The organism is Streptomyces sp. NPDC006743 (genome assembly GCF_040703815.1).
GTDB lineage: Bacteria > Actinomycetota > Actinomycetes > Streptomycetales > Streptomycetaceae > Streptomyces.
Genome location: NZ_JBEYJA010000034.1, coordinates 13,188 through 25,795, shown reverse-complemented (window position 1 = coordinate 25,795; position 12,608 = coordinate 13,188). Strand labels below are relative to the sequence as shown.

Genomic DNA, 12,608 nt, shown 5'->3' with positions numbered 1-12,608 from the left:
CACCCTGGTTTTGAACACGTTCAACACGGGCGTACGCTCCTGCCATGAGTGACAGAGCCGCCCTGCTGAAGGGCATCCGCGTCCGGCTTGTGGTGTTCGTCGTCTGCCTGGTGCTCAGCGGAGTCACCGCCTTCCCGCTCGTCCACGAACTGCACTGGCTCGACAGCGCGTCGCGCGCCCTGTCCGTGTCCGAGCACCTGCCCGCCCTGACCGACTGGACCGAGCGGGTGCGCCGCGGCCTCGACAGCGCCGACGCCGACTACCCGTTCCTGCTGTACGGCACGGACTGGCTGGCCTTCGCCCACCTGGTCATCGCGGTCGCCTTCTGGGGCCCCTACCGCGACCCGGTGCGCAACATCTGGGTCGTGGAGTTCGGGATGATCGCGTGCGTGGGCGTCGTCCCGCTCGCCCTCGTCTGCGGGCCGCTGCGGGGGATCCCGTTCTGGTGGTCGCTGATCGACATGGCCTTCGGGGTGTTCGGCATCATCCCGCTCCATGACCTGCGCAGGCGCATCAAGCGGCTGGAGGGACTGCCGCTGAGCAGCGCGAACTCCGCCCCGGCCCACGCCGCTTGAGGTCCGCCGGTGCGGGCGCGGCCCGCACCGGAAGGTCATCTCCCGGCCCGCGCGGTGATTATCCGTTCATCTTCCTGGGCAAGGCTTCCCGAGCCACCGCACGCGATCTTCACGGGTTCTCCCGGGACACCGGGCCGAAGAGCCGCGTGCCTCAGCCCCTCAGAGAGGAAGTGCACCGATGAAGCTTCTCTTCGCCGTCCGCAACAAGGTCTCCGCCCGCAAGAGCCTGAAGAACAGCGCCTGGTACATCTGGTACTGATCCGGCGCACCCGCCCCCGCCGTACGGCCCCGAGGACATCGTTGTCCGCCGCGTGACCCGCGCCCCGCGGGCGAGCGCGCACCCGGACACCGGTCTCGGCCGTACGGCGGGGGCACCGCCCCGGCTCCCCCCGCCCCTCCCGGAGAACCCATGCCCCTGCCATCCGTGCCGCGCACCCGCACCACCGTCCTCGCCCCCCGGCTGGCCGCCCTCCTCGACGACCACCTCGGCCAGGACGTCTTCCGGCTCGAACCCGACACCGTCGGCGTCGCCGGACCCGAGGTCGCGGACCGGATCCTCGCCGCCCGGCGGGCCACGGAGACCGAACGCCCCACGTTCAAACCGCTGCACGGCCGGTCCATCTCACGCACCGAGGCCTCCTCGGTCACCCGGACCATCGGCAGCGACGTGCGCGAGGCGCTGAAGAGGCCCCTGCCCGAGAACGTGGACCTCTCCGGCCCCTGGCCGCTGACCGGGCACATGTTCCTGCGCGACCTGATCCTCGGTCAGGACCCGTACCGGATGCGCATGCTGATGAGCCGCAACCTGGAACTGACCACCAAACTCACCTGGTCCGTGATCGCCGTCGGCGCCGCGCTCCCCGGCTGGCCCCGCCCCGGCCGCGGCGGGCTCACCGGACTGGGGGAGCGGGCGGCGAACGCCACCGGCTACCAGGAACGCCGGTACGCCATGGGCATGTACCGCAGGGCCGCCGCCCCGGTGTGCTTCACCATCTCCACCCTGGTGGCCAACGCGCTCTGGCTCGGTTCCCCCTTCGACGAGGGCATGTCCAACCGCAACATCATCCACGAGTCGCTGCGTCTGCTGCCGCCGTCCTGGAACATCCTGCGCAACGCCTCCCCGGAGTACCCGGCCCTCGACGACAGGATCGGCGCGGGCGACGACGTCCTGCTGCTGCCCCTGCTCTCCCACCGCGACCCGGCGCTGTGGGAGGACCCCGAGGCCTTCCGCCCGGAGCGCTGGGACACGCTCGACCCCGACAACACCCCCGGCTACCTGCCCTTCGGCCACTCCTCCGAACGCTGCTGGGGACGGCACATGGTCATGCCGCTCGCCGAACTCCTGCTGGACCTCGTGCGCGGCGCCCGTCTCGTGGTCGACCCCGGTCAGCGCACCGCGAACGTGCCGCTGCTCGGGCTGCTGGGCGTGCAGGACGTGCGCCTCGTCCGACGGGACTGACGCGGGTACGCCGCGCGTTCACCTGCCGCGCAGCGCGCACAGCACGTCGACGCGGTTCGTCGTCACGGAGTCGACGCCCAGGGCGAGGAGACGCCGCAGCGAGCGCCGGGTGTCCGGGGTCCACACCGACAGCAGGTGCCCGCCGTGGTGGACCCGGGTCGCCAGGTCCCGGTCCACCAGGCCGAAACGGTAGTTGAGCCACCGGGGCCGCACCGCCTCCAGCAGCCCGGCCCGCGGCGGCGCCAGCGAGGTCCACGTCAGCGCGATCTCCGCGGACGGCACCGCCGCGCGCACCGCGAGCATCGCCTCGGCGCCCGCGCAGTAGTAGACACGGTCCTGGGCCCCGCACTCCCGCACCACCCCGGCGACGCGCCCCACGGCCCGCGGGCCGGGCGCCCCCGGCAGGTCGATCATCACCCGGTGGCCCTCCGTCGCCGCGAGCGCCTCCGCGAGCGTGGGCACCCCGCCGTCCGTGAGGTCGCGCACCTCCTCGGCGGACAGCGACCGCAGCGTCCGCTCGTGCGCCCACAGCCGCTTCAGCGAGTCGTCGTGCAGCAGCACGGGAACCCCGTCGCGGGTCAGCCGTACGTCGATCTCCACCGCGTCCGCGCCCCGGTCGAGCGCGGAGCGGAGCGATGCGAGGGTGTTCTCGCGGAAGCGGTAGGGGTCGCCGCGGTGCGCCACGGCCGTCACGGTCTGCATGGACCCCATTGTGTCCCGGGCCGCTGCCCGTGCCCCGGGCGCGTCCCGTGCCGCGCCCCGGTCAGGGTGCGAGCCACTGCTCGGTGTAGGCGTCGATCTCACCGGCGATCCGCGCCTTGCCGGCCTCGTCGAGGAAGGAGGCGTGCACCGCGTTCTTGGCCAGCTCGGCGATGCCCCGCTCGTCCAGGCCGAGGAGCCGGGCGGCGACGGCGTACTCGCTGTTGAGGTCGGTGCCGAACATCGGCGGGTCGTCGGAGTTGACGGTGACGAGCACGCCGGCCCGCACGAACTCCCTGATCGGGTGCTCGTCCAGGGTGCGCACGGCCCGGGTGGCGATGTTGGACGTCGGGCACACCTCCAGCGGGATGCGGTGCTCGGCGAGGTGGGCGAGCAGTTTCGGGTCCTGGGCCGAGCTGGTGCCGTGGCCGATCCGTTCGGCGCGCAGCTCGGTCAGCGCGTCCCACACCGTCTCGGGTCCGGTGGTCTCCCCGGCGTGCGGGACGGAGTGCAGCCCGGCGGCGATCGCCCGGTCGAAGTACGGCTTGAACTGGGGCCGCGGTACGCCTATTTCGGGGCCGCCGAGGCCGAACGACACCAGTCCCTCGGGGCGCACCCGGTCGTCGGTGGCGAGCCGGACGGTCTCCTCGGCGGACTGCAGCCCGGCCTCGCCGGGGATGTCGAAGCACCAGCGCAGCACGGTCCGGAAGTCGGCCTCGGCCGCCTTGCGGGCGTCCTCGATGGCGTCCATGAACGCCCGCTCGTCGATCCCGCGCCGGGTGGACGAGAACGGCGTGATGGTCAGCTCGGCGTAGCGCACCTGCTGGCGGGCCATGTCCCGGGCCACCTCGTACGTCAGCAGACGGACGTCCTCGGGGGTGCGGATCAGGTCGACGACCGACAGGTACACCTGGATGAAGTGGGCGAAATCGGTGAACGTGAAGTAGTCGGCCAGCGCCTCGGGGTCGGTGGGCACCTTCGAGTCGGGGTGGCGGGCGGCCAGTTCGGAGACGATCCGCGGGGAGGCGGAGCCGACGTGGTGCACGTGAAGTTCGGCCTTGGGCAGTCCGGCGATGAAGGCGTGCGGATCGCGGGGTGCGTGCAGGTCGGTCAAGGTGTCCCTCCCCGGGAACGGCACCGCGGGGCCCGGGGGCGCGCGGCGCGGGTGATCGGCTGATCGGTGAGCACGGCCATCGTAGGCGCAGGCCCGGCGGGGGTGCGGGGGCAGGCGGAGGTGAGGGCCCGGCGGGGGTGGGGGCGACGGCCGGGGCGGGGTGCGGGTGGGGGAACGGGTGGGCACGGGGGCGGGGACACGGGGTCGGCACGTGGTCGGGCCACGCGTCGGCCTCGACGTCTGCGCGGGAGGGGCGCGGGAGCGGGCCGACTCGGCGTGTCCGGTGGTGCGGAGCAAGATCCGCCCGGGGGCCGTGGGCGGCGGGACAGGCCTTAGCATGTCCTGACGATCGACCGAGGGGGACCGGAGAACATGACGGACGGAACACGGGCGGGCGGCGACGCCGCCTCCGGCGACAATCCGTGGGCGCCGCCGGAGAGCGGCCCCTCCCTGGAGAAGCGTCCCCCCGCGCCCGAGCGGCCCCCGGTGCCGTCGCCGTCCGTGCACGACCAGGCCACCATGGCCTCGATGCCCGCCCAGCCCCCGGCCCCCGGCTTCCCGCCGCCGGGCCAGGGCGCCCCCGCGGACACCCCGCCCGCCGGACACCCCGGTGACTTCGCCGTGCCGCCGCCGCCCGTCGCCCCCACCGGCCCCGGGGTCTCCGCCGGCCCCGGCGGTCACGGCTACCCGGGCGGTCCCGGCCACCCGGGCGCCGGCTACCCCGCCCAGCCCGGTCACCCCGGCTACCCGGCCTACGGCTGGCCCGGCATGATCCCCGCCCCGCGCAACGGCATGGGCACGGCGGCCATGGTGCTGGGCATCCTGGCCTGCTGCCTGTTCTGCCTGTACGGCGTGGTCTCGGTGGTGCTCGGCATCCTCGCCGTGATCTTCGGCATCAAGGGGCGCCGGCGGGCCGAGCAGGGCGAGGCCGACAACCGCGGCCAGGCCCAGGCCGGTTTCGTCACCGGCGTCATCGGGATCGTCCTGGGCATCGCGATGATCGTCGTGTGGATCGTGCTGATCGCGACCGCCGTCCACGAGTCCCGCACCAGCGACCCGTACTACTACGACGGCGCCGCGCGTCCGTCCGCGACGGTCCTCGCCGACCGCTGACGGCTGACGGCCGGCCGTAGGCCACTGACGGCTGACCGCCGGCCGCAAGCCCCTGACGGCTGTCCGCGGGCCGCCGACCGCTGAGATCGGTGGCCGGACCCGGCCGCCCGCGCACCCGCCCGCCCGCGCATCGCGGCCCCGGCCGTCCGACGGACGGCGTCGCCCCGCCCCGGCCACCGTGCCGGAGACGCCGGTGCCCGCGTCCGGCCACCGCGCCCGCGACGCAGGCCGGCCGTCCCCGCCCACTGCCCGGCAGACAGCGCCGACCGACCCCAACCGGCGTGCCGAGCAGGGCATTACGATGCCTTGACCGTCAACGGAGGGGAAACCACACCATGTCCAACACCCAGCCCGCACCCGACGGCTTCGGACCGCCGTCCCAGCCGCCGCAGCAGCCCGCGCCGGGCTACGGCTACCCGCAGTCCAACCCCAACTACGGCTACCCGCAGGCGGGTCCCTCCTACCCGGCCGCGCCGCCCGTGGGCTACCCGCAGGCACCCGGGTACGGCATGCCCATGCAGCCGAGCAACGGCATGGGCACCACCGGACTGGTGCTGGGCATCATCGGCGTCGTCTGCAGCCTGACCTTCTTCCTGTGGTTCTTCGGGATCATCCTGGGCATCCTCGGGATCATCTTCGGCGCCATCGGGCGGGGCAAGGCCAACCGCGGCGAGGCCACCAACAAGGGCGCCGCGACCGGCGGCCTGGTCTGCGGCATCATCGCCACGGTGGTCCTGCCGCTGCTGGGCATCCTGGTGTTCGCCAGCATCATGAGCAGCGCCAGCACGTTCTGAGGAGCCGCACGGCGGGGCCGGCCGGTGGGGGCGGGCAGTGCCCGCCCCCACCGGCCGGCCCTCGCCACGGCCGCACCACCGAGACCGTGCGCGCGAGCATGCCCGTTCCCCGGAACACCAGCAGTGCGCGTGAGCACGCCCGCTCTCCGCGCGGAACACCAGCGGTGCGCGTGCGCACGCCCGCTCTCCCGCGGAACACCAGCAGTGCGCGCGGGCGCGTCGGCCCCGCCTCCCCACGGCGCTTCCCGCGGCTCTCCGACGCCGCCTCTCGCGACCCGTGCGCCGCCCCCCGTACCTCTGAGCAGCTTCCCCAGCCGCTCCCGCGCCGCCTCTCGCACCGCTACTCGGCCTCCCGCAGCCGCTCCCGCGCCGCCATCAGCGCGAAGCCCAGCAGGTTCGGGCCGCGCCAGCGCTCCGGGTCCGACGCCGCCTCGTCATCGGCTGCCAGGCCGATGCCCCAGACGCGGTCCACCGGGGAAGCCTCCACCAGCACCCGGTCGCCGGTGGCGAGCAGGAACTCCCTCAGCGCCGCGTGGGCGGCGAACTTGTGGACGCTGCCCTCCACCACGATCCCGAACCGCTCGCGCGCCCATGTCGCGTCGTCGAAACCGCGCACCAGCCGCCCGGCCGTCTTCGCCTGCGACGGATGCGCCGCGGCCAGCGCCCGCCGCTCCGCCTCCGCGTCGCCGAACAGCCGTGCCTTGCCCGCCATCATCCAGTGCTCGGCGGTCGCGTACGTCAGGCCGTCCACGGTGAACGGCGACGGCCACCACTGGCTCAGGCAGCCCGCGCCCACCCGGCCGTCCGGCCGCGGCCGGTGCCCCCAGAAGTACAGGTACTTGATCCCCGCCCCCGCGCGGACCTCTCTGATCAGGGATTCCTGTGAATCGATCTTCCCCATGCACGCGAGTGTGGCACGCACCACTGACACTCCGTCCCGCCTTTTCCGTGCCGACTCGACACCTGGTCGACAGATTCCGTCGCGTAACCAAAAGGCAACAACGGAATCACTTGTTGGTGCCCCAGTGCTCTGTCAGGATCGGCACTCAATTCGAGCCGGAGCTACGCCACCGGCCCCTGAACGGGGGAGGGGGCGGAGGAGAGCGACATGCACAAGCCGGGCACCGCCATCCCGGAACGATTCCCCGCGCAGGACCGTTTCGCCCGCGGCGCGCAGTTCATCGCCGGACGTCTCGTCCAGGGCACCTCGGGACAAACGCACGCCGTGGTCGACCCTGCCACCGGCGAGGAGGTCCTCAATTACGCACTGGCCGGTGCGGACGACGTCGACGCGGCGGTCGCCGCCGCGCGCGCCGCCTTCCCCGGCTGGGCGGGCGCCACCCCGGGCGAGCGGTCGGACGCGCTGCACCGCTTCGCGGCCGTGCTCGCCGGGCGCGCCGAGGACTTCGCCCGCGCCGAGTCCCTGCAGTGCGGCAAGCCGCTCAAGCTGACCCGCGAGTTCGACGTGCCGGGCACGATCGACAACACCGCGTTCTTCGCCGGCGCCGCCCGCCACCTCCAGGGCCAGGCCGCCGCCGAGTACTCCGGCGACCACACCTCCTACGTGCGCCGTGAGCCCATCGGCGTCATCGGCTCCATCGCGCCCTGGAACTACCCCCTCCAGATGGCCGCCTGGAAGATCCTCCCGGCGGTCGCCGCGGGCAACACCGTCGTCCTCAAGCCCGCCGAGCTGACCCCGCTCACCTCGCTGATGTTCGCCCAGGCCGCCACCGACGCGGGGATCCCGGACGGCGTGATCAACATCGTCACCGGCACCGGCCGGGAGGCCGGCGAGCACCTGGTCGCCCACCCCGGCGTGGCGATGACGTCCTTCACCGGATCCACGGGCGTCGGCAAGCGGGTCGCCGAGATCGCCACCGCCACCGTCAAACGCCTCCACCTGGAACTGGGCGGCAAGACGCCGTTCGTCGTCTTCGACGACGCCGACCTGGACGCGGCGGTCAACGGCGCGGTCGCGGGCGCGCTCATCAACACCGGCCAGGACTGCACGGCCGCCACCCGCGCGTACGTGCAGCGCCCCCTGTACGAGGAGTTCGTGGCGCGGACCGCGGCCCTGATGGAGAGCGTCCGGCTCGGCGATCCGTTCGCCGCCGGCACCGACCTCGGCCCGCTGGTCTCGCACGCCCAGCGCGACCGCGTCGCCGGTTTCGTCGAGCGGGCGCGTGGTTACGCGCGCGTGGTCACCGGCGGGCAGGCACCGCAGGGCGACCTGAAGAGCGGCGCCTACTACCGGCCCACCCTGGTCGCGGACGCCCCGCAGGACAGCGAGATCGTCCAGTCGGAGATCTTCGGCCCGGTGCTGGTGGTCCTGCCCTTCGACAGCGACGACGAGGGGATCGCGCTGGCCAACGACACGCCCTACGGCCTGGCCGCCTCCGCCTGGAGCCGGGACGTCTACCGGGCGAACCGGGCCACCCGCGAGATCAAGGCGGGCTGCGTGTGGGTCAACGACCACATCCCCATCATCAGCGAGATGCCGCACGGCGGCTACAAGTCCTCCGGCTTCGGCAAGGACATGTCCGCGTACTCGTTCGATGAGTACACCCAGGTCAAGCACGTCATGTTCGACAACACCGCGGTGGTCCGCAAGGACTGGCACCGCACGATCTTCGGAGACCGATAGCCGAACTCCGGCCCGCGCCCGGCCGGACCCTCCCGAAAGGGCACCACGCGCATGGAGCAGTACGAGCCCGACCGCCCCTCCCCGGCCCGCCCGGCCGTCCCCGGGCGGCATCTGCCGGGCGGCAGGGCCGCCCTCACCCGCCGTTCGCTGCTGCGCGCCGGCGCGGGCGGCGCGTTCTTCCTCGGAGCCCTGGGGGCGCTGAGCGCCTGCGGCATCCCGGCGGCCGGCCGGACGCAGGACGGCGCCGCGTCCGAGGACCACTCGGAGCGGGAGAAGACGGTGAACTTCTCCAACTGGCCCGAGTACATCGACGTCGACGACAGCGGCAAGCACCGTCCGACGCTGGAGACGTTCGCCCGGCGCACCGGGATCAAGGTCACGTACACCGAGGACATCAACGACAACAACGAGTTCTTCGGGAAGATCAAACCGCAGCTCGCCGCCGGCCAGGACACCGGCCGGGACCTCGTCGTCCTCACCGACTGGCTGGCCGCCCGGGTCATCCGGCTCGGCTGGGCGCAGAAACTGGACCCGGCCAACCTGCCGCACGCCTTCGCCAACCTCGCCGAGCAGTTTCGCGCCCCCGAATGGGACCCGGGGCACGCCTACTCCTACCCCTGGCAGGGCGTCTCCGTCGTCATCGCCTTCAACAAGAAGGCGCTCGACGGCATCGAGGTGAAGTCGGTCTCGGACCTGCTGGACAACCCGAAGCTCAAGGGACGGGTCGGCTTCCTCTCCGAGATGCGCGACAGCATGGGCATGACCCTCCTGGACATGGGCAAGGACCCCGGGAAGTTCACCGCCGACGACTTCGACGCGGGGATCGCCCGGATCCAGAAGGCCGTCGACAAGGGGCAGATCCGCCGCTTCACCGGCAACGACTACACCTCCGACCTCACCAAGGGCGACCTGGCCGCCTGCCTGGCCTGGGGCGGCGACGTCGTCCAGCTCCGGGCCGACAACCCGGACGTCGACTACCTCATCCCGCAGGCCGGTTACATCACCGGAACCGACTGCATGCTGGTCCCCGCCAAGGCCCGGCACAAGGCGAACGCCGAGCGGCTGATCGACTTCTACTACGAGCCCGAACAGGCCGCCGCGCTCGCCGCGTACACCAACTACGTGTCTCCGGTGGACGGTGTGCGGCCCTACCTGGCGAAGATCGACAAGACCGCGGCGGAGAACCCGCTGATCCTGCCCGACAAGGCCACCGCCGCCAGGTCGCACGCCTTCCGCTTGCTGAGCGAGAAGGAAGAGGCGGCCTTTGAAGAGAAGTACGCGAAGCTCACAGGGGCGTGACGATGAAGACCACAACAGACGCGACGGAACACAGCGGTGACGTCCGCCTCTCGCAGATCAGCAAGCGCTACGGCGCCTTCACCGCCGTGCACCCGCTCGACCTCACCGTGCCGCAGGGCTCGTTCTTCGCCCTGCTCGGCGCCTCCGGCTGCGGCAAGACCACCACCCTGCGCATGATCGCCGGGCTGGAGGAGCCCACCGCGGGCACCGTCCACCTCGGCGACCAGGACGTGACCCACCTGCCGCCCTACAAGCGCCCGGTGAACACGGTCTTCCAGTCCTACGCCCTCTTCCCGCACCTCGACATCTTCGAGAACGTCGCCTTCGGCCTGCGCCGGCGCGGCATCAAGAGCGTGAAGAAGCAGGTCGAGGAGATGCTGGACCTCGTCCAGCTCGGCGAGCAGGCGCGCAAGAAACCGCACCAGCTCTCCGGTGGCCAGCAGCAGCGCGTCGCCGTGGCCCGCGCCCTCATCAACCACCCCAAGGTGCTGCTGCTCGACGAGCCGCTCGGCGCCCTGGACCTCAAGCTGCGCCGCCAGATGCAGCTGGAGCTCAAGCGGATCCAGACGGAGGTCGGCATCACCTTCGTGCACGTCACCCACGACCAGGAGGAGGCCATGACCATGGCCGACACGGTCGCCGTGATGAACGCCGGGCGCGTCGAACAGCTCGGCTCGCCCACCGACCTCTACGAGAACCCGCGCACCACGTTCGTCGCCAACTTCCTCGGCAGCTCCAACTTCATCGAGGCCGAGGTCGACACGGTGAGCGGGGACGAGATCGTCCTCAGCGCCGGCGGCGGCAGGCTCGCCCTGCCCAGGGCGCGATGTTCCGCACCGGCCGGCGCCGGTGGCAGGGTGCTGGCCGGAGTCCGTCCGGAGAAGATATCCCTCACCCACGCCGACGACGCGGGCGACGTCCCCGAGGGCCGCAACCGCATCACCGGCCGCATCGCCGACTCCAGCTTCATCGGCGTCTCCACGCAGTACGTGATCGACAGCCCCGTCTGCACCGGCTTCGAGGTGTACGCCCAGAACATCGACCGCGACCCGCGCCTGGTGCCCGGTGCCGAGGTCGTCCTGCACTGGAACCCGGCGCACACCTTCGGCCTGGACGCCGCCCAGGACGCCGCCGCCGGTGCCGGCCCGGCCGAGGAGGACGCCGCCTGATGTCCGCCGTCACCGAGGCGCCGCCCCCGCTCGCGCCCACCGCACCCCGGGCGAGGCCGCCGCGCAGGCGCGGCCGCCTCACCCCGTACTGGCTGCTGCTGCCCGGCATCCTGTGGCTGGTCGTCTTCTTCGCGCTGCCGATGATCTACCAGGCCTCCACGTCGGTGCAGACCGGCTCCCTGGAACAGGGCTACAAGGTCACCTGGCACTTCGTGACCTACTGGGACGCCCTGTCGGAGTACTGGCCGCAGTTCCTGCGCTCGGTGCTCTACGCGGCCTCCGCGACGATCCTGTGCCTGCTGCTCGGCTATCCGCTCGCGTACCTGATCGCCTTCCGCGCGGGCCGCTGGCGCAACCTGATCATGATCCTGGTGATCGCGCCGTTCTTCACCAGCTTCCTGATCCGCACCCTGGCCTGGAAGACGATCCTCGCGGACGGCGGCCCGGTCGTCGGCGCCCTCGGCGCGCTGCACGTCCTGGACGTCACCGACTGGCTCGGCTGGACCTCCGGCGACCGCGTGCTGGCCACCCCGCTCGCGGTGGTGTGCGGACTGACGTACAACTTCCTGCCCTTCATGATCCTTCCGCTGTACACCTCACTGGAGCGGATCGACGGGCGGCTGCACGAGGCGGCCGGCGACCTGTACGCCAGGCCCGTCACCACCTTCCGCAAGGTCACCTTCCCGCTCTCCATGCCCGGCGTGGTCTCCGGCACCCTGCTGACGTTCATCCCGGCCGCCGGTGACTACGTCAACGCCGACCTGCTCGGCTCGACCGACACCCGCATGGTCGGCAACGTCATCCAGTCGCAGTTCCTGCGGATCCTGGACTATCCGACGGCCGCCGCCCTCTCCTTCATCCTGATGGCCGCGATTCTCGTCATGGTCACCGTCTACATCCGCCGGTCCGGGACGGAGGATCTCGTCTAAATGCCCCTCGTCACCTGGCTCAGGCGCCATCTCGTCGTGATCGCGGGTCTGCTGACCCTCGGATACCTGCTCCTGCCGAACATCGTCGTCACGGTCTTCTCCTTCAACAAACCGAAGGGCCGCTTCAACTACGAGTGGCAGAAATTCTCCACCGACGCGTGGAAAGACCCGTGCGGTGTCGCCGGAATGTGCGGATCGCTCTCGCTCAGCCTGCAGATCGCCGTCTGGGCGACCCTCGGCGCCACGCTGCTGGGCACGATGATCGCCTTCGCGCTGGTCCGCTACCGCTTCCGCGCCCGCGGTGCCGTCAACTCGCTGATCTTCCTGCCGATGGCGATGCCCGAGGTCGTCATGGCCGCCTCGCTGCTCACCCTCTTCCTCAACATGGGCGCCCAGCTGGGCTTCTGGACCATCCTGATCGCCCACATCATGTTCTGCCTCAGCTTCGTCGTCACCGCCGTCAAGGCGCGCGTGATGTCGATGGACCCGCGGCTGGAACAGGCCGCGCAGGACCTCTACGCCGGCCCGTTCCAGACGTTCGTGCGGGTCACCCTGCCGATCGCGGCACCCGGAATCGCCGCGGGCGCGCTGCTCGCCTTCGCGCTCTCCTTCGACGATTTCATCATCACCAATTTCAACGCGGGCTCCACCGTCACCTTCCCCATGTTCGTGTGGGGTTCGGCGCAGCGCGGCACACCCGTTCAGATCAATGTCATCGGTACGGCCATGTTCGTCATCGCCGTACTGTTCGTCCTGGTCTCCATGGCCATCAGCAATCGCCGTACCAAGCAAAAGGCATGACTCACATAACTC

General features: G+C 71.7%; 12 protein-coding genes and 1 pseudogene. 10 read left to right on the top strand and 3 right to left on the bottom strand.

Annotation, left to right across the window (positions count from 1 at the left end):
* Positions 1-44 precede the first annotated feature (44 nt).
* The 3 genes from ABZ719_RS24850 (at position 45) to ABZ719_RS24840 (ending at position 2,034) form a co-directional block, all read left to right on the top strand.
* A complete protein-coding gene (locus ABZ719_RS24850) occupies positions 45-575 on the top strand; it encodes a hypothetical protein (RefSeq protein ID WP_366727391.1) in 531 nt (176 codons plus the stop codon).
* A 178-nt stretch (positions 576-753) separates the two neighbouring features.
* Entirely contained in the window at positions 754-834 is an 81-nt protein-coding gene (locus ABZ719_RS24845) for a tryptorubin family RiPP precursor (RefSeq protein ID WP_366727432.1), read from the top strand.
* A 150-nt stretch (positions 835-984) separates the two neighbouring features.
* Entirely contained in the window at positions 985-2,034 is a 1,050-nt protein-coding gene (locus ABZ719_RS24840; protein WP_366727390.1) for a cytochrome P450, read from the top strand.
* An 18-nt stretch (positions 2,035-2,052) separates the two neighbouring features.
* On the opposite strand, the gene ABZ719_RS24835 is transcribed toward ABZ719_RS24840, so the two are convergent.
* Positions 2,053-2,736 (bottom strand): glycerophosphodiester phosphodiesterase, encoded by a 684-nt coding sequence (locus ABZ719_RS24835; protein WP_366727389.1) that lies wholly within the window; start codon positions 2,734-2,736, stop codon positions 2,053-2,055.
* Positions 2,737-2,797: 61 nt separating this feature from the next.
* Positions 2,798-3,927, bottom strand: a pseudogene (locus ABZ719_RS24830) (adenosine deaminase).
* A gap of 292 nt (positions 3,928-4,219) precedes the next feature.
* Between ABZ719_RS24830 and ABZ719_RS24825 the strand changes: the two are divergent.
* Both ABZ719_RS24825 and ABZ719_RS24820 read left to right on the top strand, forming a co-directional pair.
* A complete protein-coding gene (locus ABZ719_RS24825; protein ID WP_366727388.1) occupies positions 4,220-4,960 on the top strand; it encodes a DUF4190 domain-containing protein in 741 nt (246 codons plus the stop codon).
* Between the two features lie 335 nt (positions 4,961-5,295).
* A complete protein-coding gene (locus tag ABZ719_RS24820) occupies positions 5,296-5,754 on the top strand; it encodes a DUF4190 domain-containing protein (protein WP_366727387.1) in 459 nt (152 codons plus the stop codon).
* 340 nt (positions 5,755-6,094) lie between these two features.
* Here ABZ719_RS24820 and ABZ719_RS24815 read toward each other — a convergent pair whose 3' ends face one another.
* Positions 6,095-6,655 carry an NADAR family protein gene (locus ABZ719_RS24815; protein ID WP_366727386.1) on the bottom strand — a complete coding sequence of 187 codons (561 nt, stop codon included), beginning with the start codon at positions 6,653-6,655 and terminating at the stop codon, positions 6,095-6,097.
* Between the two features lie 207 nt (positions 6,656-6,862).
* Here ABZ719_RS24815 and ABZ719_RS24810 point away from each other — a divergent pair, with 207 nt between their 5' ends.
* Genes ABZ719_RS24810 through ABZ719_RS24790 form a run of 5 tightly spaced genes read left to right on the top strand, consistent with a single transcriptional unit; the run spans position 6,863 to position 12,596 of the window.
* Positions 6,863-8,398: a gamma-aminobutyraldehyde dehydrogenase gene (locus ABZ719_RS24810; protein ID WP_366727385.1), complete on the top strand. Its 1,536-nt coding sequence runs from the start codon at positions 6,863-6,865 to the stop codon at positions 8,396-8,398.
* Between the two features lie 51 nt (positions 8,399-8,449).
* Positions 8,450-9,697, top strand: coding sequence for a spermidine/putrescine ABC transporter substrate-binding protein (locus tag ABZ719_RS24805; RefSeq protein ID WP_366727383.1), 1,248 nt, complete (start codon positions 8,450-8,452; stop codon positions 9,695-9,697).
* A gap of 2 nt (positions 9,698-9,699) precedes the next feature.
* Positions 9,700-10,866 carry an ABC transporter ATP-binding protein gene (locus tag ABZ719_RS24800; RefSeq protein ID WP_366727382.1) on the top strand — a complete coding sequence of 389 codons (1,167 nt, stop codon included), beginning with the start codon at positions 9,700-9,702 and terminating at the stop codon, positions 10,864-10,866.
* The gene (locus ABZ719_RS24795) at positions 10,866-11,795 is read left to right on the top strand and encodes an ABC transporter permease (RefSeq protein WP_366727381.1); all 930 of its coding nucleotides are present in this window, start codon (positions 10,866-10,868) and stop codon (positions 11,793-11,795) included. The genes ABZ719_RS24800 and ABZ719_RS24795 overlap by 1 nt, the downstream gene beginning before the upstream one ends.
* Positions 11,796-12,596 carry an ABC transporter permease gene (locus ABZ719_RS24790; protein ID WP_366727380.1) on the top strand — a complete coding sequence of 267 codons (801 nt, stop codon included), beginning with the start codon at positions 11,796-11,798 and terminating at the stop codon, positions 12,594-12,596.
* Positions 12,597-12,608 lie beyond the last annotated feature (12 nt).